The 25,730-nt window shown below is 71.0% G+C and carries 29 protein-coding genes and 4 pseudogenes; 24 read left to right on the top strand and 9 right to left on the bottom strand.

Going from position 1 to position 25,730, the window contains the following annotated elements; genetic code table 11:
• Positions 1-107: 107 nt before the first annotated feature.
• From ACQ86J_RS27525 to ACQ86J_RS27510, 4 genes are read right to left on the bottom strand one after another with little or no spacing between them, the layout of a single operon-like run.
• Positions 108-503: a response regulator transcription factor gene (locus ACQ86J_RS27525; RefSeq protein ID WP_431268044.1), complete on the bottom strand. Its 396-nt coding sequence runs from the start codon at positions 501-503 to the stop codon at positions 108-110.
• Complete coding sequence (locus tag ACQ86J_RS27520) at positions 434-1,078, bottom strand: PAS domain S-box protein (protein WP_431268043.1); 645 nt, start codon at positions 1,076-1,078, stop codon at positions 434-436. Before ACQ86J_RS27520 ends, ACQ86J_RS27525 begins: the two co-directional genes overlap by 70 nt.
• The gene (locus ACQ86J_RS27515) at positions 1,050-1,241 is read right to left on the bottom strand and encodes a hypothetical protein (protein ID WP_431268042.1); all 192 of its coding nucleotides are present in this window, start codon (positions 1,239-1,241) and stop codon (positions 1,050-1,052) included. Before ACQ86J_RS27515 ends, ACQ86J_RS27520 begins: the two co-directional genes overlap by 29 nt.
• Positions 1,242-1,273: 32 nt before the next feature.
• Positions 1,274-1,570 (bottom strand): hypothetical protein, encoded by a 297-nt coding sequence (locus ACQ86J_RS27510; protein WP_431268041.1) that lies wholly within the window; start codon positions 1,568-1,570, stop codon positions 1,274-1,276.
• A 303-nt stretch (positions 1,571-1,873) separates the two neighbouring features.
• On the opposite strand from ACQ86J_RS27510, the gene ACQ86J_RS27505 reads away from it, so the two are divergent.
• The 5 genes from ACQ86J_RS27505 to ACQ86J_RS27485 all read left to right on the top strand — a co-directional run bounded on the left by ACQ86J_RS27505 (position 1,874) and on the right by ACQ86J_RS27485 (position 8,069).
• Positions 1,874-3,388, top strand: a complete 1,515-nt coding sequence (locus tag ACQ86J_RS27505) for a sensor histidine kinase (protein ID WP_431268040.1) — start codon at positions 1,874-1,876, stop codon at positions 3,386-3,388.
• Entirely contained in the window at positions 3,373-4,761 is a 1,389-nt protein-coding gene (locus ACQ86J_RS27500) for a sigma-54-dependent transcriptional regulator (RefSeq protein ID WP_431268039.1), read from the top strand. The genes ACQ86J_RS27505 and ACQ86J_RS27500 overlap by 16 nt, the downstream gene beginning before the upstream one ends.
• A 94-nt stretch (positions 4,762-4,855) precedes the next feature.
• The gene (locus ACQ86J_RS27495; protein ID WP_431268038.1) at positions 4,856-5,542 is read left to right on the top strand and encodes a hypothetical protein; all 687 of its coding nucleotides are present in this window, start codon (positions 4,856-4,858) and stop codon (positions 5,540-5,542) included.
• A 111-nt stretch (positions 5,543-5,653) separates the two neighbouring features.
• A complete protein-coding gene (locus tag ACQ86J_RS27490) occupies positions 5,654-6,805 on the top strand; it encodes an MFS transporter (protein WP_431268037.1) in 1,152 nt (383 codons plus the stop codon).
• Positions 6,759-8,069, top strand: a complete 1,311-nt coding sequence (locus ACQ86J_RS27485) for an arsenic transporter (RefSeq protein ID WP_431268036.1) — start codon at positions 6,759-6,761, stop codon at positions 8,067-8,069. Before ACQ86J_RS27490 ends, ACQ86J_RS27485 begins: the two co-directional genes overlap by 47 nt.
• 100 nt (positions 8,070-8,169) lie before the next feature.
• Here the strand turns inward: ACQ86J_RS27485 and ACQ86J_RS27480 are convergent.
• The 4 genes and pseudogenes from ACQ86J_RS27480 to ACQ86J_RS27465 form a co-directional block, all read right to left on the bottom strand.
• Positions 8,170-8,772: pseudogene (locus ACQ86J_RS27480) on the bottom strand (ATP-binding protein); the annotation flags it as partial.
• A gap of 155 nt (positions 8,773-8,927) precedes the next feature.
• Positions 8,928-9,257 carry a histidine kinase dimerization/phosphoacceptor domain -containing protein gene (locus ACQ86J_RS27475; protein WP_431272555.1) on the bottom strand — a complete coding sequence of 110 codons (330 nt, stop codon included), beginning with the start codon at positions 9,255-9,257 and terminating at the stop codon, positions 8,928-8,930.
• A gap of 25 nt (positions 9,258-9,282) precedes the next feature.
• Positions 9,283-9,825 (bottom strand): annotated as a pseudogene (locus ACQ86J_RS27470) (PAS domain-containing protein); the annotation flags it as partial.
• Positions 9,826-9,919: 94 nt separating this feature from the next.
• Positions 9,920-10,249 (bottom strand): PAS domain-containing protein, encoded by a 330-nt coding sequence (locus ACQ86J_RS27465; RefSeq protein WP_431268035.1) that lies wholly within the window; start codon positions 10,247-10,249, stop codon positions 9,920-9,922.
• 599 nt (positions 10,250-10,848) lie between these two features.
• Here ACQ86J_RS27465 and ACQ86J_RS27460 point away from each other — a divergent pair.
• The 7 genes from ACQ86J_RS27460 to ACQ86J_RS27430 all read left to right on the top strand — a co-directional run bounded on the left by ACQ86J_RS27460 (position 10,849) and on the right by ACQ86J_RS27430 (position 14,902).
• Positions 10,849-11,766 (top strand): VOC family protein, encoded by a 918-nt coding sequence (locus ACQ86J_RS27460; protein WP_431268034.1) that lies wholly within the window; start codon positions 10,849-10,851, stop codon positions 11,764-11,766.
• Positions 11,767-11,779: 13 nt separating this feature from the next.
• On the top strand, positions 11,780-12,157 hold the full coding sequence (locus ACQ86J_RS27455) for a nuclear transport factor 2 family protein (RefSeq protein ID WP_431268033.1): 378 nt from the start codon (positions 11,780-11,782) through the stop codon (positions 12,155-12,157).
• Positions 12,158-12,248: 91 nt separating this feature from the next.
• Positions 12,249-12,680, top strand: a complete 432-nt coding sequence (locus ACQ86J_RS27450; protein ID WP_431268032.1) for a GntR family transcriptional regulator — start codon at positions 12,249-12,251, stop codon at positions 12,678-12,680.
• Positions 12,571-12,972, top strand: a complete 402-nt coding sequence (locus ACQ86J_RS27445; RefSeq protein ID WP_431272554.1) for an FCD domain-containing protein — start codon at positions 12,571-12,573, stop codon at positions 12,970-12,972. The genes ACQ86J_RS27450 and ACQ86J_RS27445 overlap by 110 nt, the downstream gene beginning before the upstream one ends.
• Before the next feature lie 9 nt (positions 12,973-12,981).
• Positions 12,982-13,857, top strand: a complete 876-nt coding sequence (locus ACQ86J_RS27440) for an alpha/beta hydrolase (protein WP_431268031.1) — start codon at positions 12,982-12,984, stop codon at positions 13,855-13,857.
• Positions 13,854-14,642 carry an Ldh family oxidoreductase gene (locus ACQ86J_RS27435; protein ID WP_431268030.1) on the top strand — a complete coding sequence of 263 codons (789 nt, stop codon included), beginning with the start codon at positions 13,854-13,856 and terminating at the stop codon, positions 14,640-14,642. The genes ACQ86J_RS27440 and ACQ86J_RS27435 overlap by 4 nt, the downstream gene beginning before the upstream one ends.
• Positions 14,639-14,902 (top strand): Ldh family oxidoreductase, encoded by a 264-nt coding sequence (locus tag ACQ86J_RS27430; RefSeq protein ID WP_431268029.1) that lies wholly within the window; start codon positions 14,639-14,641, stop codon positions 14,900-14,902. The genes ACQ86J_RS27435 and ACQ86J_RS27430 overlap by 4 nt, the downstream gene beginning before the upstream one ends.
• 40 nt (positions 14,903-14,942) lie before the next feature.
• Here ACQ86J_RS27430 and ACQ86J_RS27425 read toward each other — a convergent pair whose 3' ends face one another.
• Positions 14,943-15,776: a tripartite tricarboxylate transporter substrate-binding protein gene (locus tag ACQ86J_RS27425; RefSeq protein ID WP_431268028.1), complete on the bottom strand. Its 834-nt coding sequence runs from the start codon at positions 15,774-15,776 to the stop codon at positions 14,943-14,945.
• A gap of 514 nt (positions 15,777-16,290) precedes the next feature.
• On the opposite strand from ACQ86J_RS27425, the gene ACQ86J_RS27420 reads away from it, so the two are divergent.
• The 12 genes and pseudogenes from ACQ86J_RS27420 (at position 16,291) to ACQ86J_RS27365 (ending at position 25,455) form a co-directional block, all read left to right on the top strand.
• Positions 16,291-17,160, top strand: a complete 870-nt coding sequence (locus ACQ86J_RS27420) for a fumarate hydratase (RefSeq protein ID WP_431268027.1) — start codon at positions 16,291-16,293, stop codon at positions 17,158-17,160.
• A 173-nt stretch (positions 17,161-17,333) separates the two neighbouring features.
• Positions 17,334-17,804 (top strand): fumarate hydratase C-terminal domain-containing protein, encoded by a 471-nt coding sequence (locus ACQ86J_RS27415; RefSeq protein WP_431272553.1) that lies wholly within the window; start codon positions 17,334-17,336, stop codon positions 17,802-17,804.
• A gap of 86 nt (positions 17,805-17,890) precedes the next feature.
• Entirely contained in the window at positions 17,891-18,841 is a 951-nt protein-coding gene (locus tag ACQ86J_RS27410; protein WP_431268026.1) for a 2-hydroxyacid dehydrogenase, read from the top strand.
• A gap of 240 nt (positions 18,842-19,081) precedes the next feature.
• Positions 19,082-19,852: a GntR family transcriptional regulator gene (locus ACQ86J_RS27405; protein WP_431268025.1), complete on the top strand. Its 771-nt coding sequence runs from the start codon at positions 19,082-19,084 to the stop codon at positions 19,850-19,852.
• A gap of 224 nt (positions 19,853-20,076) precedes the next feature.
• Positions 20,077-20,718, top strand: coding sequence for a glutathione S-transferase family protein (locus ACQ86J_RS27400; RefSeq protein ID WP_431268024.1), 642 nt, complete (start codon positions 20,077-20,079; stop codon positions 20,716-20,718).
• A pseudogene (locus ACQ86J_RS27395) lies at positions 20,711-21,954 on the top strand (CaiB/BaiF CoA transferase family protein). Before ACQ86J_RS27400 ends, ACQ86J_RS27395 begins: the two are co-directional and overlap by 8 nt.
• 16 nt (positions 21,955-21,970) lie before the next feature.
• A complete protein-coding gene (locus tag ACQ86J_RS27390) occupies positions 21,971-22,663 on the top strand; it encodes a carboxymuconolactone decarboxylase family protein (protein ID WP_431268023.1) in 693 nt (230 codons plus the stop codon).
• Positions 22,657-23,514: a Bug family tripartite tricarboxylate transporter substrate binding protein gene (locus ACQ86J_RS27385; protein ID WP_431268022.1), complete on the top strand. Its 858-nt coding sequence runs from the start codon at positions 22,657-22,659 to the stop codon at positions 23,512-23,514. Before ACQ86J_RS27390 ends, ACQ86J_RS27385 begins: the two co-directional genes overlap by 7 nt.
• Complete coding sequence (locus tag ACQ86J_RS27380) at positions 23,484-23,630, top strand: hypothetical protein (protein ID WP_431268021.1); 147 nt, start codon at positions 23,484-23,486, stop codon at positions 23,628-23,630. The genes ACQ86J_RS27385 and ACQ86J_RS27380 overlap by 31 nt, the downstream gene beginning before the upstream one ends.
• Positions 23,631-23,634: 4 nt before the next feature.
• Entirely contained in the window at positions 23,635-24,630 is a 996-nt protein-coding gene (locus ACQ86J_RS27375; protein ID WP_431268020.1) for a Bug family tripartite tricarboxylate transporter substrate binding protein, read from the top strand.
• 38 nt (positions 24,631-24,668) lie between these two features.
• Positions 24,669-25,049, top strand: a pseudogene (locus tag ACQ86J_RS27370) (enoyl-CoA hydratase-related protein); the annotation flags it as partial.
• Positions 25,050-25,086: 37 nt separating this feature from the next.
• Positions 25,087-25,455, top strand: coding sequence for an enoyl-CoA hydratase-related protein (locus tag ACQ86J_RS27365; protein ID WP_431268019.1), 369 nt, complete (start codon positions 25,087-25,089; stop codon positions 25,453-25,455).
• The last annotated feature ends 275 nt before the right edge of the window (positions 25,456-25,730 follow it).

The following is a 25,730-nucleotide window of genomic DNA, read 5'->3' as shown; positions in this document are numbered from 1 at the left end:
GCAGAACCGTCTCGAATGCGCGTGGTTCCGTCTGACAACGGCAGAAATTGTTCAGAAAGCCTGCTGCTCACAGAGCCGGACGCATCATTTGCGGTGAACCACCTGCATCATTCGGGCCGCTTTCGCCGGGCGACAGGTGGTGACATCCCCGTGAAGCCTCGCTCCCGCGCCCAAACGACGAGGGCCGCGCGGCTGTGCACGTCGGTGTTGGCATAGAGGGTATTCACATGGTTGCGCACGGTGGCGAGCGAGAGGCCGAGGTGCCGGGCGATGTCCTGGTTGTTCAACCCCTCGCAGACCAGCCCAAGCACTTCCCGCCGCCGCCCGGTGATGTCGGCGAGTGCCGCATCGGGCTTGCCGCCGGTGCGCCTGGGGCGGCGCATGCGCGCCAGCGCTTCCAGCACGGTACGGCTGAACCAGGAGGTGTCGCGCATCACCGCCTCCAGCGCGGTGACGATATCGGCCTCGGTCCGGCGCTGCTCGGTGACGTCGCGGAATGGCAAGCCAGCGCATGCGGGCGGTCCTGGATGTCCACGGCCTCGGCCGAGACAAGGCAGTCCAGCACCTCGCCCTCCTTCGGGCAGAGGCGTGCGGCGAAGTTCTGCACGTGGCCGGTCTCGGCCAGCAGCCGCTCGAATTCCCGCCGCGCGCCCTGGTCCTCCCAAAGCCGGTGCTCGGCGGCGGTGCGGCCGAGGATCTCCGCCTCGGCATGGCCAAGCACTTGGCGGAAGGCGTCGTTCGCCAGCACGAAGCGCAGGCCCGCCGCGCCCGTCTCGGCGACCGTCATGGGCACGGGAGAGAGGCGGAAAGCGGTGGCGAAGCGCTCCTCGCTCTGCCGCAGCAGCGTCTCCGCCCGCCGCCGCGGCTCAAGGTCAGCAAAGGTGAACAGCATGCAAGGCGCCTCGCCGACCTCGATCGGCTGGCCCGCGACGATGACCAGCTTGCTGCCGCCATCAGCCAGTCGCAGCGACGCCTCCATCTGCGGGATGGTGCGGCCCTCGCCGAGGCGCTCGACCGCTAAATCGCGCCGCTCCGCCCCCTCCAGCACGTCAAGCTCGTAGAGCGAGCGGCCGACCACGTCCTCCCGGCTCAGCCCGGTGAAGCTCGAGGAAGCCGGCATTGACCTTGACGTAACGCAGGTCGAGCAGCCGCAGGATCGCGGCGGGCGCAGGGTTGGCGTTGAAGGTCCGCTCGAACCGCTCCTCGGCGTCGTAGCGCTCCGTCTCGTCGCTCAGGATCACCGCGAGTGAGTCCGGCCGGCCCTCCGCATCGGTCAGGGCGAGGCTGCGGATGCGGTGAGTCCAGCGCGGCTCCGCCTCCCCGCCGGGGCGACCTGCACCACCACTTCGTCGAAGGCCTCGCCGGCGAGGATGCGCTCCATCGGATAGGTGCCGGCGGGCAGCCGGTGCTGGTTGCGGTAGCGCAACTCGAAGCGCGCCCGGTATTCGGACACCGTCCGCCCGAGCGCCTCGACGCTGTCCACCCCGTGCATCTCCAAGCTGCGTGGATTTGCCCAGGCGATGCTCTCATCCGGGTTCACCAGGATCACGCCTTCGGTCAGGGCGGTCACGAGCTGCTGGAGCTGGCGGTGGTCCGCTTGATGCCGCGCAGGGAAAAGCGCGGCCTCGCCGTCATGCATCCTCAAATGCCTTTTCGTTGCGCGACTCCTCGCAGGACCGGGGCGCCGCCAGTGCTGCCATTTCGAATGCAAAGGTCCGACGGCGGGGCGGGTTGTCCGGTGGGCGCTGTCACGGCTTCGCGCACCAGGGCGCCCCTCTCCGAACATCAGGCTTCATCAATGACGCGGATACGTGCCTCGACACGCCGAACGAAGGTTCCATCCTGGCCCGGTCAGCACGGGCGGCGAGGATTGATGGGACAGGCGGCCGGTTGGTTCATTCCGCGTTCGCTGGCCGGCTGGTTCGCGGCCTGCTGGGGCCTGTTCCTGCTGGCCGCCCTGATAGCCGGCGCGGCGCTGGTCTCGCTCTACCGCGACGGCACCACGGAGCGGCTGCGCCGGGCCGAGGCGGCGCTGGCCCGCGGCTGCGACGCCATCGTTGAGCGCTACCACTTCGCCACCACCGGCGCAGCCCGGATGGACTGGCAGGACCCGGAGACGCTGCACGTCCTAACCGCCGCCACCATGGTTGCGCTGCGCGACCTGCCCGGGGTGGAGGGCGGGCTGTGGCGCTCCGGGACGGGGCCCTTCGCCTATGCCTACCCGACCTACGAAGGTGCCGGCCCCAAGACGGACGTGCCCGCCGCCGAACTCTCCCGCATCGACGAAACAGCCGAGGCTGCCATCCTGCGCGGGCTACCCGTGACTAGGCACTACGACGCGCGGAGCCAGACCCTGCTGCTGCGCGCCTGCCCGCTGCCGGGCCCTTCGCTCAACCTCGCCGCCTGGGTCATGGACCGTGTCATCCTGTTCGGCGGCCCCGCCTATGTGCGGGCCGCCGTGGCGCTCGCCGTGCTGACCGCCGTGCTGCTCGGCTCGGCCACCTGGCTCGGCTGGCTGCTCTGGGGCTGGTCGCGCCGCCTGCGGCGCATCGAGGCGGCACTGGCCGGCTCCGGCGCCGAGACCCTGCCGCGTCTCGCCCCCACCGGCCAGCGCGACCTCGACCGCGTGGTGCAGGCGGTGAACGGCGCCGCGGGGCGGGTGGCCGAGGCGCAGCAAGCCGCCATCGCTTCCGCCGCCCGCGCCGCCGAGGCCGAGCGCCTGGCCGGGCTCGGCCGGGTGGCCGCGGGCGTCGCGCATGAGGTGCGCAACCCCATTGCCGCCATGCGGCTGAAGGCGGAGAACGCCCTGGCAGCGCGCGATCCGGACCGCATGGCGCGGGCGCTCGAGGCGGTGCTCGGCCAGGTCGGCCGGCTCGACACGCTGACCCGCGACCTGCTCGACGCCGCCCGCGGCGGCGCCCCGCTGCAGCGGCAGGCGACCGATCCGGAGAGCCTGGTGCGCGACCGCGTCGCCTTCTACCGCGAACAGGCCGCCACGCTGCGCGTTTCGCTCGCGGCCGGCGGGGATCCGGTCCCTCGCGCCGGGCTCGACCGCGGCCGGCTGGAACGGGCGCTCGACAACCTCATCCTTAATGCCTTGCAGGCGACGCCGCCCGGTGGCCGGGTCGAGGTCGCGGCGCGGCAGGAGGCGGACAGCCTCGTGCTGGCGGTGGCAGATACCGGCCGCGGCGTACCGGATACGCTCCGCCCGCATCTTTTCGAGCCCTTCGCCTCGGGACGGCCGGAGGGTACCGGCCTCGGCCTCGCCCAGGTGCGCGAGGCGGCGGAGGCGCACGGTGGTTGGGTTCGCGCGTTGCACCGCAGCGATGGCACGACCATCGAGATTGTCCTGCCCGGGAGACCTGCCGACCCATGGCCCACATCCTGATCGCCGACGATGACGCCGGCGTCCGCGAGGGCCTAGCCGAGGCCGTGGCCGATCTCGGGCACGCGGCGGTGGCGGTGGCGGATGGCGCGGCGGCGCTGGCCGCAGCGGGGCACGGTATCGACGCCGTGCTGCTCGACCTGCGCATGCCCGGCGCCCTCGACGGCATGGAGGTGCTGCGGCTGCTGCGCGCCCGGCGCGGGGCGCCGCCCGTGGCGATCCTGACCGCCTATGCCTCCGCCGCCAACACCATCGAGGCCATGCGCCTTGGCGCCTTCGACCACCTAACCAAGCCGGTCGGGCGAGCCGACATCGCCGAGCTGCTCGACCGCATGCTGCGCGACCAGCCGGTCGACCCGCCGCCGCAGGACGGCATGGCGGAGCCCGACCCAGAGGCGCTCATCGGTGTCAGCGCGGCCATGCGGGCCGTGCAGAAGACCATCGGCCGGATCGCCGACGGCGAGGCGACGGTGCTGGTCACCGGCGAGACCGGGACGGGCAAGGAGGTGGTGGCCCGCGCGCTGCATCGCTTCGGCCGCCGCGCCGCCGGGCCCTTCGTCGCGCTGAACTGCGCCGCCATTCCCGCCGAATTGCTGGAAGCCGAGCTGTTCGGCCACACCAAAGGCGCCTTCACCGGTGCGCTGGGCGAGCGTCGGGGCGCCTTCCGCGAGGCGCATGGCGGCACGCTCTTCCTCGACGAGGTCGGCGACATGGACCTCGCGATGCAGGCGAAGATCCTGCGCGCGGTGCAGGAGCGGGAGGTGACGCCGCTCGGCGGTCGGCCAGTGCGGGTCAATGTGCGGATCGTCGCGGCGACCCATCGCGACCTCCTCGCCCGGGTGCGGGAGGGCGGCTTCCGCGAGGACCTCTACTACCGGCTGGCCGTGGTGCCGGTGCACCTGCCGCCGCTGCGCGAGCGGCTCGCCGACCTGGTGCCGCTGGCGGAGCATTTCCTGGCCCAGCTGCCCGGCCGGCGGCGGCTCGGCGCCGGCGCGGCCGCACGGCTGCTGGCGCATCCCTGGCCGGGCAATGCGCGCAAGCTCCGCAATGCGATGGAGCGGGCCGCGGCGCTGGGCCAGGGCGAGGTCATCGGCGCGGCCGACCTGGCCTTCCTCGGCGACACCGCCCCACCGGCCGGCGCCGAGGACTGGCTGGCGGGCGACCTGCCGACCGCCATCGCCCGGCTGGAGCGCGCCATGCTGCTCCGCGCCCTGAGCGAGACCGGCGGCAACCGCGCCGAAGCGGCGCGGCGGCTCGGCATCCACCGTCAGCTTCTCTATGCCAAGCTGCGCCAGTTCGGGCTGGAGACGGCGTCCGCCGGGCGGACGGAAGGCGTCCGGCCGAAGGACGCCGAGGCGCCGGACGGACCAGCCTAAAGCTCTGAAATTATTCATCCTCTGCCCTGGCACGTGCCTTGCGCTGCCTGCTGCACGGCCGCCGCGATGCGGTCGTCCACGCAGGAGACACATCATGCCAGGGTCCCGCCCCGCTGCATTGGCCACCGCCCTCCTCCTCGCGCTGGGCGGCGCCGCACTGGTCCGCGCCCAGCCCGCGCCGCCGCCCGCCTTCGGCCCGGCCGGCTTCGACCCGGCGCAGCTGCCGGAGACGCGGGGCGTGGTCGCGCGCTTTACCCTGACCCCGGGCGGCGAGGTGGACGGCTTCCTCCTCCAGGACGGCACGCAGGTGCATGTCCCGCCGCACCTCTCGGCCCAGCTGGTCTTCGCCATGCATCCCGGCGAGGCGGTGACGGTGCGCGGGCTGCGGGCGCTCGGCGTGCCTTTGGTCAGCGCCGTCTCGGTCGCCCGGGATGCCGGCGGGCCGCCGGTGGTGGACATGGGCGGGCCCCGCGGCGCGCTCCGCCCGCTCGACGTCCAGGGCCGGGTGCAGATGCCGCTGCGTGGCCCGCGCGGCGAGGTCAACGGCGCCGTGCTGGAGGACGGTACCCAGCTCCGCCTGCCGCCGCCCGAGGCCGAGCGCTTCGCCGACCTCTTGCGCCCCGGGCAGGCGATCGCCGCCCGTGGCCCGGGCCTCGCCACCCCGCTCGGCACGGTGGTCGAGGTGGATGCGATCGGCCCCGGCCCGGACCGGCTGGCCGAGGTGGGCAGGCCGCCGCTGCCACCGCGGGACGGCCGCAGTCCGCGGCCGCCGCGCGGCTGAGCGCGGCGAGGCCGGCCCCATGCGCACCGCCCGCGCGCTCGACGCGCTGAACTTTTCCTCGCCGATGTCCGCGACGGGCTCGGTCCCTACCTCGCGGTCTACCTGCTCGCGGTGCATCATTGGGACCAGGCGGAGACCGGCCTCGTGCTCGCCATCGCGGGCGCCGCCGGGCTGCTCGCCCAGGTGCCGGCCGGGGCGCTGGTGGACCGGCTGCGCGCCAAGCGAGGCCTGCTCGCCCTGGCCGCCGTCACGGTGACCTCGGTCTGCCTGGCGATCCCGCTCTGGCCGAGCTTCTGGCCGGTCGCCGCGGCGCAGGTCGCCAGCGGCGCCGCTTCGGCGGTCTTCCCGCCCGCCATCGCCGCCATCACGCTCGGCCTGGTCGGCCACGCCGCCTTCACCCGGCGGACCGGCCGCAACGAGGCCTGGAACCACGCCGGCAATGCCTTCGCCGCGCTCGGCGCAGGGGCGCTGTCGCTCTGGTGGGGACCAATCGCGGTCTTTTTCCTGCTCGGCGGCATGGCGCTGGCGAGCCTCGCCGCCGTCCTCGCCATCCCTGGCCAGGCGATCGACCACGACCTGGCGCGCGGACTCGACCGCGCGGCCGAGGGTGGCGGGGCGGAGCAGCCCTCGGCCTGGCGGGCGCTGCTGACCTGCCGGCCGCTGCTGATCTTCGCGGTCAGCATGGCGCTGTTCCATATGGCAAATGCCGCCATGCTGCCACTGGTCGGGCAGAAGCTGGCGCAGCAGGACCTCAACCGCGGCACGGCGCTGCTCTCGGCCTGCATCGTGGGGGCGCAGCTTGTCATGGTGCCGATGGCCTGGCTGGTCGGCGCCCGGGCGGATGCCTGGGGGCGCAAGCCGCTCTTCCTCGCGGGCTTCGCCGTGCTGGCGGCGCGCGGGGCGCTCTACACTTTATCGGACGACTCCTACTGGCTGCTGGCGGTGCAGGCGATGGACGGCGTCGGCGCCGGGCTGTTCGGCGCGCTGCTGCCGATCGTGGTCGCCGACCTGACGCGGGGCACCGGCCATTTCAACGTCAGCCTCGGCGCGGTCGCCACCGTCCAGGGCATCGGCGCCTCGCTGAGCAATGTCGCGGCCGGATGGGTGACCGTCCAGGCCGGGTACGATGTCGCCTTCCTGTCCCTGGCCGGTGTGGCGGTGCTGGGCGGGCTGCTGTTCGGCCTGGCCATGCCGGAGACCCGGCCCACCGCTTCGGGTGGCAGGCAGCCCGCCGGCCTGCCGGTGGAAGGCGCCGCGGCGTGACCGCCGCGCTCGCCATTCCCCCTGGGCGGGCTGGTGCATCGCCGCTGCCGCGACCGCGGGGGTGATCCTGCGCCCCTTCGCCTGGCCGGAATGGGTCTGGGCGGTCACGGGCGCCGCCCTGCTAACGGTGCTCGGCCTGCTCTCCCCGGCGGAGGCACTGGAGGGCATCGGCCGGGGTACGGATGTCTATCTCTTCCTCACCGGCATGATGCTGCTGGCCAAGCTGGCGCGGCTGGAAGGGCTGTTCGACTGGCTTGCGGCGCATGCGGCGCGGCATGCAAGGGGCTCGGCGACGCGGCTCTTCGCGCTGGTCTATGCCGTCGGCACGCTGGTCACGGTGTTCCTGTCGAACGACGCGACGGCGGTGGTCCTGACGCCGGCGGTGGCGGCGGTCGCGCGGGCGGCGCGGGCGCGCGACCCGCTGCCCTACCTGCTGGTCTGCGCCTTCACAGCCAATGCCGCGAGCTTCGTGCTGCCGATTTCAGATCCCGCCAATCTGGTCATCTACGGCCGCGCCATGCCGTCGCTGCTGGAATGGCTGCCGCGCTATGCGCTGCCCTCGGCGCTGGCCATCGGCGCGACCTTCCTGGTGCTGCGCTGGACGCAATGGGCGAAGCTACGGGAGCCTGTCTCCTCCGACATCGCGGTGCCCATGCTTTCTGCGGGCGGGCGCCTGGCCGCGCTGGGCATTGCCGGCGCTGCGGCGGCGCTGCTGGCGGCTTCGGCCTCAGGTGCCCCGCTCGGCCTGCCGACCTTCCTGGCCGGCCTGGCGACGACGGGCCTGGTCCTGCTGCGGTCCCGCTGCGGCCTCCGGGAGGTGGCGGGCGGCGTCTCCTGGGGCGTGCTGCCGCTGGTCGCCGGACTGTTCGTGCTGGTGGAGGCGCTGGAGAAGACCGGGGTCACCCACCTGCTCGCCGGGCTGTTGCAGGAGGCGGTGCGGCACTCGGCCGGCCTTGCCGCCTGGGGCGCGGGCATCCTGCTCGCGCTGGGCTGCAATCTGGCCAACAATCTGCCGGCCGGGCTGGTCGCGGGGCGGGTGGTCAAGCTGGCGCAGGTGCCGGAGACGGTGCGCGCTGCGGTGCTGATCGGCGTCGACCTCGGCCCGAACCTGTCGGTCACTGGCTCGCTGGCAACCATCCTCTGGTTGGTCGCGCTGCGGCGGGAAGGGCTGGCTGTCGGCGCGTGGAGCTTCCTCCGGCTCGGCGCGGCGGTGATGCCGCCCGCCCTGCTGCTCGCCCTCGCGGGCGTGCTGGCCTTCGACTGACGAGAACCCTCGACTTGGTACGGGCGTCGCTCCAGCCAGAGGCGGCCATCTACGCGTGGGAGAGGCGGTCTGGCCGGAGGAAAGGCGTGCGACGAGCACGCTACCCATTGCCTTCCGCCATGATGATCTCCACGGGTATCGGCCTGCTCGGCGCCGTCCTGCACATGCGCGCCAGCCGGGCAACGGTCCTCGTCAGGGTGCCGGACCACCTTCTGCGGCCGGCCATGCAGACCTCTGGCATCCGATCGGGCGAGCAAGCGATGGCCGAGGTATTCAACGTAGTCATTGGCAAGCGGTCCTGAATCGGAACTTTATTGATCCGCCCGGCCTTGAAAAGCCGAGCAGTCTTGGACGCAACGTGGCGAAGATTCGCCCCGACATCGCGTGGGTCCCTTTTCCGAAAGCGCGGCAAGGTAGTGCGCTGCCGCATGGTGATTGGCGTGTCGCTGCCTGCCTGCGGTTCTCGCGCCCGCCGAACCGGCTCCCGTGGCAGGGTGAGCCTCACCGTTGTTCCCCGCCCCGGGAAGGTCTGAACGTCGACCTGGGCACCAACCTGTCGTGCCATCGACCTTACCAGCGCCGCCCCGAGGCCGATTGGATTGCCGGGCCGCTCAGGTGTCATGCCGTGGCCATCGTCTGCTACGCTGACGACGACGAAGCCGTTCTGTTCCTCCAAGGTGACCTCGACGACACCTTGCTTGGCTTCTGCGTAGGCGTGTTTGACGGCGTTCGTCAGCGACTCGTTGACGATCAGGCCGAGCGGGATGCCGCATTCGGCGTCAATAGGCATCTCGCCTTCGCTCGCGCACCGCACCGCGACACACGGCGACAGGGAACCGAGATGATCGGAGAGGTCGGTTAGAACCTGGTACAGGTCGACCGTCCGCAGATCGGGGCTGCGATTGAGCCCCGGCCCGCCTCGGCCACGGCCATCACCCGCGCCGCGGCCTTCCCGAGTACCTCGGCTGCTGGATTCCCTGTCCGCTTTTGCTGGAGGCGCAGCAGGTCGGCGACCACGTGCAGGCTGTTCTTGATCCGGTGGTCGGCCTCGCGGATCAGGTCTTCCCGCGCGGTGACTTTGCCCTGGAGGCGCTCCTCGGTTCCCTTGGCAGCGGTGATGTCGCGCGAGGTCGAGACGACCCGTGCAACGCGCACCGCCGAGGTCCCAGACGGGCACCACCGGGACATCCCACCAGTTCGGCGTCCCCTTCGCGGTGGGGCAGAACGCCTCGAAGCGGTCAGGCTGGCCGGAAAGTGCCTGAGCCAAGGCCTTGCGTATCCGCGCGCGGCTGCCCTCAGGCCAGAACGAGGTCCACTCCCGCCCCCGCAGCGCCCCAAAGTCGTCGGCCTCCATCAGGCACTGCCCATTGACGTTCATGAACGAGAGCGTGCCGTCGGGCTCGGCTACCTTCCTGCAGTCAAGGCTTGCGTCCAGCGCGGAGCCGAAGAATGCGGCATCGTCGGCCTGCACCCGGGTCCGCCCCCGGTCCTCGACCAGCCCGCCGACCATGTGGGTAACATCAAGGTTGATGCCGCGCATGAGCGTCGGCATGCCGTCAGGCACCGCGTCCAGCACCCGGCCCATTGCCGCCAGCCATCGCCCGGCACGGTCATCGGCACGCCGGATGCGGAAAAGGGTGCGGTAGCTGTACCCCGGGCCAGCCTTCCTGGCCGTGTCAAACAGGTGGCCTCGGTCGTCCTCGTGCACGAGGTCGAGCCAACGCTCGAGGATCGATGGTCCTTCGCTAGGGGGCATCCCGTGGATGGCAAGCTGCTCCGGAGACCAGACCTGGCGCCCAGCATCGCCGTCTCATTCCCAGCTGCCAAACCCGGCCGTCCGCAGACGAGCTTCATCCCGCTTGCGTTCCGTCAGAGTCCAGGTCGACGCCGACCATGCGCACCGGGCGGCCCACGGCGTCGCGCTCGACCGTTGCGCGCGACAGCAACCAGCGCTCCCCGCCACCGGCCCGGAGCATGCGGAACTCGATGTCGTAGGCTGCCTCGCCCGCCAGCGCCCGGCGGAGGGCCGCCTCGACCCTGGGCAGGTCCTCCGGGTGGACCAGTTTCCTGAACGTCTCGACCGTGCCGCCGAAGGTACCCGGCGCCATGCCGCAGGCTTCGGCGAGCCCCACCGACCACTCGACGGCGCCGGTCGTGACGTCGGAGGCCCAGAAGTACATGCGCCCACATCGATCGCGAGGCGCATCTGCTCCGCCCGGCGCCGGAGCGCCACAGCGGCCACCTCCGCTTCCTGACGCACCACGACCTCGGTGGTTAACGTCGCGCAGGATGACTATCACCGCGCCGAAGTCGCCGTCGTTGTCCGGCAGGGGATGCTGATCTAGGTCCCACGAAAATGTGGGGTCATGCAGCCGAAGGATAGCGCGGACCCTACCCTGCCCCGGATCTCTGCTTGACCATTGCAGACTGACGGAGAAGCCGCGGGCTCGGCCTCATCAACCATGGCGTGGGTAGGCCTGAAGCAACTGGTTCGTTGGACGGCGCAGCATTTGCGGGAGCGGAGATTGGGTAGGCACGCCGCGCTTCTTTGTCCTCGCCTGCAGCTTAGGTTCCCACCGCCCTGTGCAGGAGCCGATCTGGCGGTTACATCCTGCCTCAGCGGACCGAGATATTCGAAAAAACCGATATATTCGATAGACTGACCGTCAGCATTAGGCTATTTAGTGCCCGGGCAATATGAGCACTGCGTGGCCGACTGGAGGTGCGCGTGCCGCTGACGGCACGCGTGCCGGTTTGGACAAGCTCTGGGAGGATGAGCGTGATCACTTCCGTGAAGCGTTTGCGCCACGTGCGCCTGGCCACGCCCGACCTGGAGCGGCAGGTCGCATACTACCGGGACATCATCGGCCTTGCGGAAGTCGGGCGGGAGGATGGGCGGGCTTTCCTGGCGACAGAGGCCGGCCAGCTCGCTCTGGTCCTCGAGCACGGCGCCGAGCCGCGGCTCGCTGCCCTGGCGCTGGACGTTGCGCCCGACCTCGCCCTTGCGGCGTTGGAGCGGAGCTTGGAGGACGTGGGGCTTCGGGCCGAGCGTGCGAGCGATACCGCCCCCGGCTCCGAGACCGCGATCCGGTTCGAAGACAATGAGGGGCGTGTCGTCGAGCTCCATGTGGGGTGCCATTTCCACGACAACCGATCACCGCTGCCGGGAATCGCACCTTTGAAGGTCGGGCACGTCGCCTTCTACACCCGCGATCCCGTGGCGGCCTCCCGCTTCTACGCCGACCAGCTCGGCTTTCGCGTGTCTGATTGGATCGAGGACCGCTTCGTCTTCTTGCGGTGCAGCCACGAGCACCACACGGTGAACTTCACGCGCGGCTCCGACGCTCGCATGCACCACTTCGCCTTCAAGCTGCGTGACGCCGCGCACATGCATCGGGCTGCCGACGTGCTCGGCGGGCAGAAGGTCCCGATCCTCTGGGGGCCTGTCCGGCACGGCCCTGGCCACAACGTCGCCATGTATCACCGCGATCCCGACGGCAACGCGGTCGAGCTGTTCTACGATCTCGACTGCATGACCGACGAGGCGCTGGGCTTCTGGGACCCGCGCCCCTGGCACCGGGACCGTCCGCAGCGCCCGAAGACCTGGGTGGGCCTGCCACGGGACGTCTGGGGGCTGCCTCCCTCACCGGCCTTCCTCGACATGCACCGCCTGCAGCTGCCGACCGATCTGACCTGAGGGGAAGCCGGCCATGGGCCAATCGAGCGCGGCCACGATCCTCGAACTGGAGGACAGGCGTTTCCGGGCGATGGTCGCGCGCGACGCCGCTGCCCTGGACCGCCTGCTCGTCGATGACCTGCATTTCACCCATTCCAACGGGGCGGTGGAGGACAAGGCAGAGTTCATCCAGAAGCTGACCGCCGGCGAGCGCCAGTACCTGCGCTACGAAGCGGCCCGCTGCGAGGTGCGGCGGGAAGGCGGCTTCAGCTTCGCGTTCGGCAAGGCGGAGGCCGATATCGGCCGGGCGGTCGGGACCATCCGGACGAGAATGGCTTATACGGCCGTGTACCGGGACGCGCCGGAGCCGCGACTGTTCGCCTGGCATTCCGCGAAGTCCTCCCCGGCTTAGGAGAGGAACACCGTGGCATCGCTTCACCCTCGTCGTCTGCCGCCATGCCCGTGAGGGCCCGTCGAGGGGCGGCGAAGCCGCGCCCGAAGCCGTGCTCGTCAGCCAGACCGTCCTGGCCCGGCTGCACGCCGACATCCTGGATGGTCGCTACGCGCCGGGAGCGCGGCTCCGCTTCGCGGAGATGCAGGGCGCCTACGGAGCCGGGGTCGGCACCCTCCGGGAAGCGCTGTCCCACCTCGCCTCGGTGGGCCTGGTGGAACTGGACGCAAACCGCGGCTTTCGCGTCGCGCCGGTATCGGAGGACGACCTCCGCGACGTCTCGACCCTGCTGATCGAGTTCGAGGGACGCGCCATCCTCTCTTCGGTGGAGCATGGGGGCGAGGACTGGGAAGCTGCCGTCGTGGTGGCGTTCCATCGCCTCGCCCGCATCGAGATCCCTGCCGCGCGCGGAGCGCATCGCGCGGTTCAAGGAATGGGCTGCGCTGCATCGCGACTTCCACGCCGCGCTCGTCTCCGCCTGTGAATCCCGCTGGACACTCCACATGCGCGGCCTGCTCTACGACCACATGGAGCGTTACCGGCTCCTCTCCCAGCGGCACCGCCCGCAGGGACCAGGCCGCCTGAGCGAGCACGAGGCCATCAAGGACGCTGCCCTGGCCCGACGTGGGGCGGAGGCGGCCGAGTTGCTGCGGCAGCAGATGCAGTGGACCGTGGACAACGTGCGCCGCTACGCGCCGCAATTCATCGGCGAGGTATCCCCCGGCGCCAGCCCGCGGCCACCGAAGACAAACGCCCCTGCCCCGACAACGGAGTGACACCAGGACATGGATAGCGAGATTTCCTTCCCCTCGGATGGGCTGACGCTGGCTGGTAGCCTCCACCTCCCGGACGCACGGGCACCTGACCAGCGCCTCCCCGCCGTGATCGTCCTGCATGGTTTCATCGGCGCTAAGGACAACTCCTATTCGGAGGTTGTCGCGCGCCTTATGGAGAGCTGGGGATACGCGGTGCTACGCATCGATTTCCGCGGCTGCGGCAAGAGCGAGGGGCGGCGCGGCTATGTGCTGTGCCACGACCAGGTCGCGGACACGCGGAACGCTATGACGTGGCTCGCAGAGCGGCCCGAGGTCGACCCGAAGCGCATCGCGGTCCTCGGCCATTCCTTCGGCGCTGCCATCGCCGCCTACACCGCCGCCACCGACCCACGCTTCGCCGCGGCGATCATCTCCTGCGGTTGGGGCCACGGCGAGCGCAAGTTCCGCGGCCAGCATTCGACGCCGGAAGCCTGGGAGAAGTTCACGGCGATGCTGGAAGAGGGGCGCCGCCACAAGCAGCGCACCGGCGAGACGCTGATGGTGAGCCGCTGGGACGTCGTCCCGATGGCCGAGCACCTGCGGAAGAACCTGTCGCATCTCGCCCAGACCGTCGTTGCGGCCGACACAGCGCAGAGCATGTTCGACTTCAAGGCCGAGGACGTGATTCACCAGCTCGCCCCCCGCCCCGTCCTGTTCATGCACGGCGCCGACGACACCGTAACGCCGGTGGAGCAGTCCATCCGCCTCTGGGAAAAGGCCGGGCAGCCGAAGGACCTCGTGCTGATCACCGGCACCGACCACTTCCCGATCTTCGGCAACGACAGTCGGGGCCGCGACATCCTCAAGGGCTGGATGAGCCGCTACTTTCCGGCGGAGGCGGCGTGAGCGTCCGGGTCGCAGCGCCGGACCTCCAGGCTTTCGCCGAGGGCATCTTCCGGTCGGCCGGGGTCGGCGCGGAGCATGCCTCGGCCTGGGCGGCTACGCTCGTCTGGGCGAACCTCCGCGGCGTGGACAGCCACGGAGTGCTGCGCATCCCGCGCTACCTCGAATGGCTCGGGAGCGGGGTGATCAACCCTGCCCCTGCCATGGTGATGCGCGTGGCGGCGGGTGCCGTCGGGCTGCTGGACGCGGACCGGGCACCCGGGCCGGTCGCAATGATGCGGGCCATGGAGGAAGCCGTAGCCATCGCGAGGCGGCTGAGCCTCGGCTGGGTCGTGGCGCGCGACATCACGCATGCGGGCGCGGTCGGCCACTTTGCCCTGCACGCGGCACAGGCTGGCCTGATCGGGATGGTGATGACCGCGTCCGGTCCGCTGATGGCGTGGCCAGGCAGCCGGGGTGCCGTCGTCTCGACCAACCCAATCGCCATCGCAGTGCCCGCGGGTTCGCGGCCGCCGCTGCTGCTCGACATGTCCACTGCCTCCGTCGCGCTTGGGAAGGTGATGGGTGCGAAGGATGCCGGAACTCCCATCCCTGAGGGTTGGGGCGTGGACGCGGCGGGCCACCCGACGACCGACCCTGCGCGGGTGGCAACCCTGTTGCCGATGGCCGGCGCGAAGGGCGCGGGGCTGTCGCTGATGATCGAGTGCCTTGCACGAGCGTGGCGGCGGGCAATCCGGTCATCGCCCCGGCGCTTCGGGGCGGCGGGTCAGCGGACGGGCCGAGGATGAACGGCATCGCAATGGCGCTGGATCCCGCGGCCTTCGGGGACGCGGCTGCGTTCGGCCGCGAGGTGGACGCCCTGTCCGAGGAGGTCGCTGCTGCCCCGGCCGCCGAGGGCACGACCCTGTTGCTGCCCGGAGAGAGAGGCGCCGGTGTGATGCGGGCGCGTCAGCGCGACGGCATCCCCCTCCCGCTTGGAACCTGGAAGCGACTCGCCGAGGCCGCTCGGATCCTCAGCGTACCGATGCCCGCGACGGTTCAGGCCTGAGCATCTCGCCCTGAAGCCGGCCGGGCGCGGCGGGACGCTTTCAATCCGGCCGGACCTGCCGCTCGTCGATGAGTCGGCGCCACCGCCCCATCTCGCTTGCGACGAGGCCGCGCAGCTCCGCCGACGTGCTGGTGCGGACCGTGCCATCCACCAACTCTGCCATTCGCCCGCCCACGGCCGGCTGATCCGCGAGCCGGAGGACCGCCCCGTTCAGCGCGTCCAGCACGGGGCCGGGCAGGCCCGGCGGACCCGCCAACCCAGCCCAAGTGGTCACGACGTAGCCTGGCACCGTGGCCTCAATGGTCGGTACTCCCGGGAGGGAGGCCGAAGGGCGCGACGACGTCAGCGCGACGGCTCGGACGCGGCCGGAGCGGATCTGCGGCAGGGCCGTGGCGCTCGTGACGATGGCGCATTCGATGTTGCCGGCCATGAGCGCGGTCATCGCGTCTGCCTCGCCGCGATACGGGACGTGGACCAGCGGTGTTCCGGTCATCGCGGCAAGCAATTCGCCCGCAAGATGGTGAGTCGAGCCGGTGCCGGCCGATCCGTAGCTAAGGCCGTTCGGCGCCGCGGCTCGCGCCAACAACGCGCGAAGGTCCGCAGCAGGATGATCGGCTCGGACCGTCACGACAAACCCGTATTCGACGACCTGTGCGATCCAGGTGAAACCATCGACAGGATCGAAGGTGAGATTGCGGCCGAAGGCGGCGCTGACCGCGTGGCCGCCGGTCATCAGCCCCATCGTGTAGCCGTCGGCTGCCGCACGCGTCAGGGCGGCCGCAGCGACCATGCCACCGGCGCCGGGGCGCGCCTCAACGACCACGGGCTGGCCGAGGTGACTGCCAAGCGGCGCAGCCAGGATGCGGGCGAGCACGTCCGCCGAACCACCGGGTGCAAACCCGTGCCAGAGAGCGACGGGGCGCTCCGGATAGGCCGCCAGGACCGGGGTGGCGAGCAGGGTCGGGACGGTTCCGATGAGCGCCCGGCGGGACAGGCGAGCAGCGCCTACAGGTCGCGTGCGGCTCATCTGGGCTGAGGCCGTACGTGCGCGACGGTCAGTTGTTGTGTTCCCGGGCTCCGCCGTTGGCGGAACGCGTGCGCTGACAGCCATTCGGCGACCTCACATAGCATCCGTGTCGTTCCCGTCCCAGAGCACAGCGTCGTCTATGCCGGCGCCATAGCTCAAGGATATTCGAAAAGTCAATTATATTCGAATTTTCTTTGTCGATGCGACGTGCGGCCGAAAGCTGTCTCTCTTTAGGTGACAGCGAGATGCTCGACCTTGCGGCAACCTGCCATGACCTGTAGACCAAGGGTATTAGGCCAGTTATATGACTTTTAAAGGGGGCAGGCCGCCCAGTCCCGCGGCGCAAAGGAACCGGACGTCCATGCCGATCACCTACGACATGATGAAGCAGGCCACCGCCCAGCTCTACGAATGGTCGCTCCGCAAGGTGCCCGACGATACCCTGGACGCCCTGCGCCGCGCGCAGGAGACCGAAACCAATGAGGTCGCCCGCAGAACCCTCAGCATCCTGCTCAAGAGCGCGATCGCGGCGGAGACGCAGAACCGACTGGTCTGCTCGGATTCCGGCGTACCGGTCTTCTTCATCCAGATCGGCACCGCGACGCGGCTGGAGGGAGACATCAAGCGCGCGGTCTCCGACGGCTTCGACCACCTGGTGGCCACCACCAACCCGCCCCTGCTCAAGCACGTCACTAATCCGCTGACCAATGAGCGCGGCTATCGCGGCAAGGACATGCCGCTGGTGACCTGGGACCTGATCGACGGCGCAGACTATGTGGACATCACCTGCCAGCCCAAGGCGCTCGGCTCCGGCCGCTGGGCCGCGCTGGAGATCTTCACCTTTCCGACGCTGGAGCAGATCGAGAAGTACGTCATGGATTGCGTGCTGAAGGCCGGCTCGCAGCACTGCCCGCCTGTCAGCATCGGTGTCGGCATCGGCGGCACATTCGACATCGCGGCCAAGCTCGCAAGCAAGGCGACACTGCGGCCATACGGCACGAAGAACCCGGAACCGACCCTGGCGGCGATGGAGGAGCGGCTGCTCAAGGCGGTGAACGGCACCGGCTTCGGGCCGATGGGCACGGGCGGCGACACCACCGCGCTGGGCGTGCATGTCGAGTACGCCGCCGGCCACGGCTTCACGCCCGTTGCAGTATCCTTCAACTGCTGGATCAACCGCCGCACTCGCGCCCGGGTCTACGACGACGGGCGCATCGAGCGGATCGAGTAGGGAGGCCGATGCCATGACGGAAGAGATCCGCCGCCTGCGCCTGCCGTTGAGCGAGGACGACACGCTCTCCCTGCGCGCGGGCGACATGGTGCTGCTGGAAGGCGAGATCGTCATCACCGCCGGCCTGCCGACGCACCACCGCCTGATCGAGTGCATCGAAGGCAAGCGCCGAGCTGCCGCGCGACCTGCGCGGCGCCGGCCTGTTCCACCTCGGCAGCTACTCGCGGGAGACGCCCGAGGGTGGCTTCGAGGTATTGTACATGAACCCCACGACCAGCACGCGCTTCAACCCATTGATGCCGCGCCTGATCCGCCACTTCGGCCTGCGCGCGGTGGGCGGCAAGGGCGGCCTGGATGCGGGCTGCGTCGAGGCGATGCGCGAGGTGGGCTGCGTCTACTTCTCCTTCGTCGGCGGCGGGGCGCCGCTGCTCTCGGACGCGATCCGCGAGGTGGTCTCGGTGCATTGGAACGACCTGGTCTCGCACTACCGCCTGGTCACGCTGCGGGTCGAGGAGCTGGGCCCGGTCACTGTCGGCATCGACGCCCACGGCAACAGCCTCTATGGCGACCTGAGCCAGGCCGCGGCCGACCGCCTGCCGGCGATCATGGCAGACCTCGCCGCCGCCCGCGCCAAGGCCGATTAACCTGCCCGGCTGGACGGGCACCGATGCTGTCCTTCGCTTCGGGGCAGGCACCTGACCTATGCCTTGAGGAACGACGGACCACACCGATGGATGAGGCCATGGAAACCGTCCTGCTGCTCGCCGCCATTCCGCAGGATCTGCGCGACGTCCTCGCCGGCGTCTACGATCTGGCGCGTCTGCCGGACACGTCAGACGGTCCCCCGACCGGGTGCCGCATCGCCGTGACCATCAGCATGGCCGGTGCGGACGCGGCAGTCATGGACCGCTTGCCGGGCCTGTGCCTCATCGCTTGCCAGGGCGCCGGTCTGGACCGGATCGATCTCGCCGCCGCGGCGGCGCGGGGTATCGCGGTGTCGCATACACCCGACGTGCTGACCGAGGATACGGCGGATTTCGCGATCGCGCTGCTCTACGGCACCGCGCGCAAGGTGGTGTTGGCCGATCGCTTCGTGCGCGATGGACGCTGGTCGCGCGAGCGCATGGTCCCTTCCACCCGCCTGCACGGCAAGTGCGCCGGCATCGTCGGCCTGGGCCGCATCGGCGAGGCGGTCGCGCGCCGCGCCGCCGGCATCGGTATGGCGGTATCCTACACCGGACCGCGCCCCAAGCCGAACCTGCCCTACACCTTCGTGCCCTCGGTGCAGGATCTGGCTGAGCGGAGCGACGTGCTGATCCTGGCCTGCCCCGGCGGCGAGGCCACGCACCACCTGGTCGGCGCCGACATCCTGTCCCGCCTGGGTCCGGGCGGCTTCCTGATCAACATCGCCCGCGGCACGGTGGTGCAGGAAGCGGCCCTGCTGGAGGCGCTGGAGGAAAAGCGGATCGCCGGCGCCGGCCTCGACGTCTTCGCGGCGGAGCCAGAGCTCGACCCGCGGTTCCTGCCGCTGGAGAACGTGGTGCTGGCCCCGCACTACGCCTCGCTGACGCACGAGACCCGAGCGGCAATGATTGGACGCCTGCTGGGCGACATCGCGGCGTTCCGGGCCGGCACGCCCTTCCACGATGCGGCCGCGGCGTTTCGCCATTTGGCGCGCTGACCCCGGCACTCGGCTCGCCTCCAGTGCAGGCCTGCACAGACCGGAACGGCTCCGCCGAAGCCGCCACGATGGCCCGGTCGATCGCGCGGGGTCACGGCGAGGCGCCCGGCGTCGCGGCGAGAAAGGTGCATGATCTGGCCTTTTGCGTCCTGCCGCCCTAGCCTTGGGCCGATGACGATGGCGGCCGCCGCCAGCCCCGCGAGGGGCCACGCGGCCTGCGCCAGGAGAAGGGCTCGAAGGATGGAAGGCACGACCCGGACGGCTGCCGGGACAGCCGGCACAGGCAAGGGGCTGGACCTGAGCCGGAGCGCCGTGCCACGTCACATCCAGCTCACCACCCTCTTCCGGCACAGGATCGAGCAGGGCGCCTGGAAGATCGGGCAGCAGATCCCGACGGTGGACGAACTGGCAACCGAGTGTGGTGTGGCGCGCGCCACCATCCGCCAGGCCATGGATCAGCTCGAGGCGGAGGGGCTGATCGAGCGCTTCCGGGCCAAGGGCACCTTCGTCCGCCAAGCCCCGCGCGAGCGACTCTGGTGCGAGGTCGAGACAGACTGGAACGGGTTGCTGCGCTCGCGCGAGGGCGCGGAAATCGAGATCCTGGCGGACGAGGCGGGCCGCGAGCCCCCCACCATCCCGCAGGGCATCGGCCGGCTGGCTGCGCGCTACCGCCATTTGCGCCGCCGCCACTCCCGCAACGGCCAGCCCTTCCTTCTGGCGGATGTCTGGCTGGACGAGCGGCTCTCGCCCAAGGTCACCGCCGCGGACCTGCGCAGCAAGACCGCCCTGAAGCTGGTGGCCGGCATCCCGGGCGTGCGCATCAGCGATGCACGGCAGACGCTGACGATCGGCGCCGCGGATGTGGAGACCGCCGCCGCGCTGAACCTGCCGCTGAACGCGCCGGTGGCGCTTGTGCGCCGCATCGCCGTGGACGCGCGCGGCGTGCTCGTCCTGGTGGCTGATGGCATCTACCGCGGCGACATGGTGCGCATCGACATCAAGCTGAAGTAGCCCGGCGGCGCCGGGAAATCCGTGCCCGCAGGCGGAGACATCCGCTCCCGATCGCTGCGTCTCCTGGGCCGAACATGTCCCGGCGCGTTCGCACGGCGCTCAGCATGCGCAAAGCGCCAAAGAAATGGCTGGACACGGCCTCTGCGACCCGCCTAATAGGCCATAGTGCTAGCCTAAATACTTAAGCGGCGCCCTGGCCGTGCTGCACCCCGGAGAATGCCGTCATGGCCGAAGTGCCGCCCGAAATCCGCATGCGGCTGCACTGGTCGCCACGCTCGCCCTTCGCGCGCAAGGTCATGCTGGCGGCGCACGAGCTCGGCCTCGCCGACCGCATCGAGCGCGTCCGCACCGTGGTCCGCATGACGCGGCCGAACCCGGAGCTGCTGCCGGACAACCCGCTCAGCAAGATTCCGACCCTGGTGCTCGCGGACGGCACGGTGCTGACCGATTCCGTGGTTATCTGCGAATACCTCGACGCGCTCGCCGGCGGCGGCATCCTCTTCCCCGCCAGCGGGCCGGAGCGCTGGACGGCCCTGGCCCGCCACGCGCTCGCCAACGGGCTGCTGGATATCCTCATCCTGTGGCGCAACGAGCGCGACAAGCCGGAGGACAAGCGGCTGCCGGAGCTGCTGGACAGCTTCGCCCTCAAGACCCGCACCGCGCTCGACCGCCTGGAGCGCGAGGCGCCGGACCTCGCCGCCACGCGCTTCGGCATCGGCCACATCGCTCTCGGCTGCTGCCTCTCCTACCTCGACTTCCGCTTCCCCGACCTCGGCTGGCGCGAGGGCCGTCCCGCCCTCGCCGTCTGGCACGAGGGCTTCCTTGCCCGTCCCTCGGCGCAAGCCACGGAGATCGTCGATGAGTGACGCGAACACCCCGGCCCGCAGCGGCCCGCTTTCCCATATCCGCGTGCTCGACCTCAGCCGGATCATGGCGGCGCCCTGGGCGACGCAGATCCTGGCTGACCTCGGCGCTGACGTCGTCAAGGTGGAGCGGCCCGGCGCGGGCGACGACACCCGCAGCTGGGGCCCGCCCTTCCTCGCCGACCAGGACGGCAAGCCGACGCACGACGCCGGCTACTTCCTCGCGGTCAACCGCGGCAAGCGCTCCGTCACCGTCGACTTGGCGCAGCCGGAAGGCCAGGACATCGTGCGCCGCCTCGCGGTGGGGGCCGACGTCGTGATTGAGAATTTCAAGGCCGGCAACCTGGCACGCTACGGGCTGGACGCCACCTCGCTCCGGGCGGTGAACCCTCGGCTGATCTACTGCTCCGTCACCGGCTTCGGCCAGGATGGGCCGCGCCGCGACCAGGCCGCCTACGACTTTGCCATCCAGGCCATGGGTGGGCTGATGAGCGTCACGGGCGAGCGCGACGACGCCCCGGGTGGTGGTCCGCAGAAGGTCGGCGTGCCGATCGTCGACCTGATGACCGGCATGTACGCCGCCGTCGCCATCCTGGCCGCCGTGGCGCGCCGCGCCGAGACCGGCCAGGGGAGGTCATCGACCTTGCGATGCTGGACGTGCAGGCGGCCTTCCTGGCGAACCAGGCGATGAACTGGCTGGTCGGCGGTCGCGTGCCCGAGCGCGGCGGCAACCGCCACCCGAACATCCAGCCGCAGGACGTCTTTCCCTGCGCCGATGGACAGATCGTGCTGGCGGTGGGCAACGACGGCCAGTTCGCCAAGCTCTGCGAGGTCATCGGCCGACCCGACTGGGCGCGGGACGAGCGCTTCGCGAAGAACGCCGCACGCGTGCGCAACAACCTGGCCTTGTCGGCGCTCCTGGCGGAGCGGTTCGGCGATTTCAGCAAGGCCGAGCTCACCGCCGCCCTCGATGCGGCCGGCGTGCCTTGCGGGCCGATCAATACCATCCCGCAGGTGTTCGCGGATCCGCAGGTCGTGCACCGCCGCATGCTGCGCGAGCTGCCGCACCCGGTGGCCGGCACGGTGCCGCAGGTGGTGAGCCCGATGAACTTCGCCGAGGCGCCGCTTACCTTCGACCGTGCCCCGCCGCTGCTCGGCCAGCACACGGCCGAGGTGTTGCGCGAGCTCGGCCTCGACCCGGCCCGGATCGAGGCCCTCGCCGCGCGCGGCGTCGTCTGAAGGAGAGACCATCCCCATGGCCCGCATTCCACTGCCCTCCGCCGACGAGATGACGCCCGAGCAGCGCCGCGTGCACGACGGCATCGTCGCCGGGCCGCGCGGCACCGTCATCGGCCCGCTCCGCGCCGTCATCCACAACCCGGCGCTCGCGGAGCGCTGGTCGGCGCTGGGCGAGATCCTGCGCTTCGGCACCTCGCTGCCGAAGCGGCTGAACGAACTCGCCATAGTCGTGACGGGCCGCCGTTGGACGAGCCAGATCGAGTGGTGGGTGCACGCCAGAGCCGCCGCCGAGGCGGGCCTGTCAGCGGACGCCATCGAGGCGATCCGGCTGGGCGAGCCGCCCGAGTTCGCCGATCCCGATGAGGCCGTCGTCTACGAGTTCGCCCGCCAACTGCAGCAGACCGGTCGCGTGCCGCTCGACACGTACCGCGCGGTGGAGGCGCGTTGGGGCGCGGCGGGCGTGGTCAAGCTCACTGCCGTCATCGGGTACTACACGATGGTCTCGATGACGCTGAACGCGCACGAGATCCCCCTGCCCGAGGGCATCGCCGCGCCACTGTCGCCGCTGCCGGCAGCGAAGAGACGGCCTCACTCCTCTGCCGCCGGCGCGGCTGCGGACGGCAACCGCCGCGGCCGAGTGAGGAATGGGCGCGGGCGGCGGCCGCCATGCCCGACAGCAGCCATGCCGAACAGGAGACGTCCATGCTGACAAGACGAGCCGCGGTGGCGACCTTGCTCGCTTCCGGCGCCGGGATCCGGGCCGCCGGCGCGCAGGCCGCCTACCCGGACCAGCCCGTGCGGATGATCGTGCCCTTCGCCCCGGGCGGGCCGGGCGACACCGTCGCCCGGCTGATCGGCCGCGTCATGGGGGACCGGCTCGGCAAGCCCGTGGTGGTGGAGAACCGCTCGGGCGGCGGCGGCGTGATCGGCGTCGAGGCGGCGGCGCGCAGCCGCCCGGACGGCCACACGGTCGTGCTCGCCTCGACAGGTGCGCTCGCCATCCTGCCGCACCTCATGCCGCGGATGCCCTACGACCCGCTGCGCGACCTCGCGCCCGTGTCCCTCGTGCTGGCGGTCCCGCAAGTCATCGTCGTGGGCAAGTCGCTGCGGGTGCGGACGCTGCAGGACCTCGTGGCGGAGGCGAAGAAGCGGCCCGGGCAGATCACCTACGGCTCGGCCGGTAACGGAACGACGACGCACTTGGCCGCCGAGCTGTTCCGCCTGCGCGCCGGGATCGAGCTGGTGCACGTGCCGTACCGGGGTGCCGCCCCGGCGATGGCCGACCTGCTGGCCGGCCAGGTCGATATGCTCTTGCCGGACGTCCCGGTGGTGCTGCCGCACGTCCGCGACGGCGCCGTCGTCGCCCTCGGCGTGGCGGCGCGCGAGCGCAACGCCGCCCTGCCGGAGGTGCCGACCATCGCCGAGGGCGGCGTACCGGGTGTCGAGTCCGGGACCTGGTACGGCTTGCTGGCGCCCGCCAGCACGCCCCCGACAGGATCGCGACCCTGCAGGCCGCGGCCGCTGCGGCGGTGGGCGATGCGGCAACCCGCCGCGCGCTGATCGAGCAGGGCGGCGACCCCGTCGGCGGCACGCCAGAGGCGTTCGCCGCCACCCTGCACGCCGAGACCGCCAAGTGGGGCGAAGTCGTGCGCGCCGCCGGCATCCGGCTGGAGTAGAGCCATGGCAACCCTTCTCGCCGCCCGACGCCGGCTCCTGGCCGGCCTGGTCGGTGTCGCCGCCGCGCCGCGCACCCTCCGTGCCGCGGAGGGGTCCGGTGCGGGCTGGTCTCCTGCCCGTCCTCTTCGCCTGATCGTCCCCTTCGCGGCTGGCGGCTCGGCCGACCAGACGGCCCGCATGCTGGCCGAGCCCATGGCCGCGGCCCTGGGTCAGCCCGTGGTGGTCGAGAACCGGCCCGGCGGCGGCGCGACCCTCGGGGCGCAACTCGTGGCGCGTGCGGCGCCCGACGGGCTGACCCTGCTCTACGGCACGCCGGGGCCGCAGATCATCAATCCGCACCTGATGCGCAGCCTGCCCTACGATCCGGAGCGCGACTTCGCGCCGATCGTAGGCGTGAAGCGGGCTCCGAACCTGCTCTGCGTCCACCCCTCCGTCCCTGCCCATTCCGTGCCGGAACTGATCGCGCTGGCCAAGGCGAAGCCGGACAGCCTGGCTTTCGCCAGCTCGGGCGTCGGCGCCTCCAGCCACCTCGCGGGCGAGATGCTGAAGCACATGGCGGGGATCGAGATCCTGCACGTGCCCTACCGAGGCACCGGCCCGGCCATCACCGAGCTGCTGGCCGGCAATGTCCAGATGGCAATCGACACGCTCTCCGTCCTGCTGCCGCATGCACGCAGTGGCGCGCTCCGGGCGCTTGCGGTCAGCACGCCGCAGCGCTCGCCGCTGGTGCCGGAGCTGCCGACCATCGCCGAGACGCTGCCCGGCTTCGACGCGGCGCCCTTCAACTACCTGGCGTCGCCGGCGGGCACGCCGGCCGCCGCCATCGCCCGGCTCAACACCGTGGTGAATGCGATCCTGGCCGACCCGGAGTTCCGCCGCCGCATGGCCGAGATGGGCGAGGAGCCCGTGGGCGGAACGCCGGAGGAGCTGGCCGCGACCATCCGCGCCGAGATCCGAGCGCTGGAAAGCGGTGATCGCCGCGGCCGGCATCAAGGCTGAATGACGGACATCCGGAACGAACGCAAGAGGAGCGAACCATGGACGGACTGACGGATCTCGAGGCCTTCTCAGTCGAGGTCGCGGAGCACGTGGCGACGGTAACGATGCAGCGCCCGCCGGTGAACGCGCAGAACCGGCGCTTCCGCGAGGAGATCATCCGCATCTTCGACACGCTGCACGACACGCCGGAGGTGCGCGCGATCATGCTGACCGGCGCGGGCCGGGCCTTCTCGGCCGGCGCCGACCTCAAGGAGCGCCCGGGCCTGTCGGACGAGCGGGGCGCCTACCCGCGCCATAACCGCCTGGTGCGCGCCAGCTTCGATTGCGTAATGGAGTGCGAGAAGCCGGTGGTCGCGGCGATCAACGGCGCCGCCATCGGCGCGGGCTGCGTGCTGGCCCTGTGCTGCGACATCCTGGTGGCGAGCGAGGACGCATTCCTCTCCATGACCGAGGTGGATGTCGGACTGGCCGGCGGCGTCAAGCATGTCCGTCGTCATTTCGGCAGAATCCGACGCACGGCTGATGATCCACACGGCGCGGCGCATCACCGGGCCGGAGCTGTACCGCATGAACGTGGTTTCGGCCTGCGTCCAGGGCTCGGAGCTGATGCCGACGGCGCTCGGCATCGCGCGGGAGATCGCCGGCAAGGTGCCGCTGGCGACCCGCGCCGCGAAGCGCTCCTTCATCCTGACCGAGGAGCTGCCGCTGCACGAGGGCTATCGCTACGAGCAGTCGCAGACCGTGGCCCTGTCGAGCACGGAGGATACCAAGGAAGCGCAGCTCGCCTTCACTGAAAAGCGCAAGCCGGTCTTCGTCGGGCGCTGACCCCAACGGCCTGGACCGGATGGGCACGGCCGCGTCCCGTCCCCGGCACACAAGCGGCGAATATGGTCGTCACCGGGGACAGCCCCGCAATCCTCTGACCGCGGTCCGGCCGCCGCAGATGGGCGCTGGACCGGCAGGCCAGCGGCGTGGCCGCCGAGATGCCGATGGAGGTCGGACGACGGTCCCGCGGGGGCGGCGACGTCCCCGAGCCGGACAGAGAAGGACCGAGCTAGGCACCATCCCGACGCCGCCGGCAATCTCATAGGTCATAATAC

Origin of the sequence: Dankookia sp. P2 (genome assembly GCF_050632255.1) — a bacterium.
GTDB lineage: Bacteria > Pseudomonadota > Alphaproteobacteria > Acetobacterales > Acetobacteraceae > Paracraurococcus.
Note: the sequence above shows the minus strand (reverse complement) of the source record. Positions and strands in the feature narration are given on the sequence as shown.

Excerpts from the sequence above, each read along its gene's own strand:
- ACQ86J_RS27505 (WP_431268040.1), top strand. The coding sequence starts at position 1,874 with ATGGGACAGGCGGCCGGTTGGTTCATTCCGCGTTCGCTGGCCGGCTGG.
- ACQ86J_RS27500 (WP_431268039.1), top strand. The coding sequence starts at position 3,373 with ATGGCCCACATCCTGATCGCCGACGATGACGCCGGCGTCCGCGAGGGC.
- ACQ86J_RS27495 (WP_431268038.1), top strand. The coding sequence starts at position 4,856 with ATGCCAGGGTCCCGCCCCGCTGCATTGGCCACCGCCCTCCTCCTCGCG.
- ACQ86J_RS27475 (WP_431272555.1), bottom strand. The coding sequence starts at position 9,257 with ATGTCCCGGTGGTGCCCGTCTGGGACCTCGGCGGTGCGCGTTGCACGG.
- ACQ86J_RS27465 (WP_431268035.1), bottom strand. The coding sequence starts at position 10,249 with ATGTACTTCTGGGCCTCCGACGTCACGACCGGCGCCGTCGAGTGGTCG.
- ACQ86J_RS27455 (WP_431268033.1), top strand. The coding sequence starts at position 11,780 with ATGGGCCAATCGAGCGCGGCCACGATCCTCGAACTGGAGGACAGGCGT.
- ACQ86J_RS27440 (WP_431268031.1), top strand. The coding sequence starts at position 12,982 with ATGGATAGCGAGATTTCCTTCCCCTCGGATGGGCTGACGCTGGCTGGT.
- ACQ86J_RS27430 (WP_431268029.1), top strand. The coding sequence starts at position 14,639 with ATGAACGGCATCGCAATGGCGCTGGATCCCGCGGCCTTCGGGGACGCG.
- ACQ86J_RS27420 (WP_431268027.1), top strand. The coding sequence starts at position 16,291 with ATGCCGATCACCTACGACATGATGAAGCAGGCCACCGCCCAGCTCTAC.
- ACQ86J_RS27410 (WP_431268026.1), top strand. The coding sequence starts at position 17,891 with ATGGATGAGGCCATGGAAACCGTCCTGCTGCTCGCCGCCATTCCGCAG.
- ACQ86J_RS27405 (WP_431268025.1), top strand. The coding sequence starts at position 19,082 with ATGGAAGGCACGACCCGGACGGCTGCCGGGACAGCCGGCACAGGCAAG.
- ACQ86J_RS27400 (WP_431268024.1), top strand. The coding sequence starts at position 20,077 with ATGGCCGAAGTGCCGCCCGAAATCCGCATGCGGCTGCACTGGTCGCCA.
- ACQ86J_RS27390 (WP_431268023.1), top strand. The coding sequence starts at position 21,971 with ATGGCCCGCATTCCACTGCCCTCCGCCGACGAGATGACGCCCGAGCAG.
- ACQ86J_RS27385 (WP_431268022.1), top strand. The coding sequence starts at position 22,657 with ATGCTGACAAGACGAGCCGCGGTGGCGACCTTGCTCGCTTCCGGCGCC.
- ACQ86J_RS27375 (WP_431268020.1), top strand. The coding sequence starts at position 23,635 with ATGGCAACCCTTCTCGCCGCCCGACGCCGGCTCCTGGCCGGCCTGGTC.
- ACQ86J_RS27365 (WP_431268019.1), top strand. The coding sequence starts at position 25,087 with ATGTCGGACTGGCCGGCGGCGTCAAGCATGTCCGTCGTCATTTCGGCA.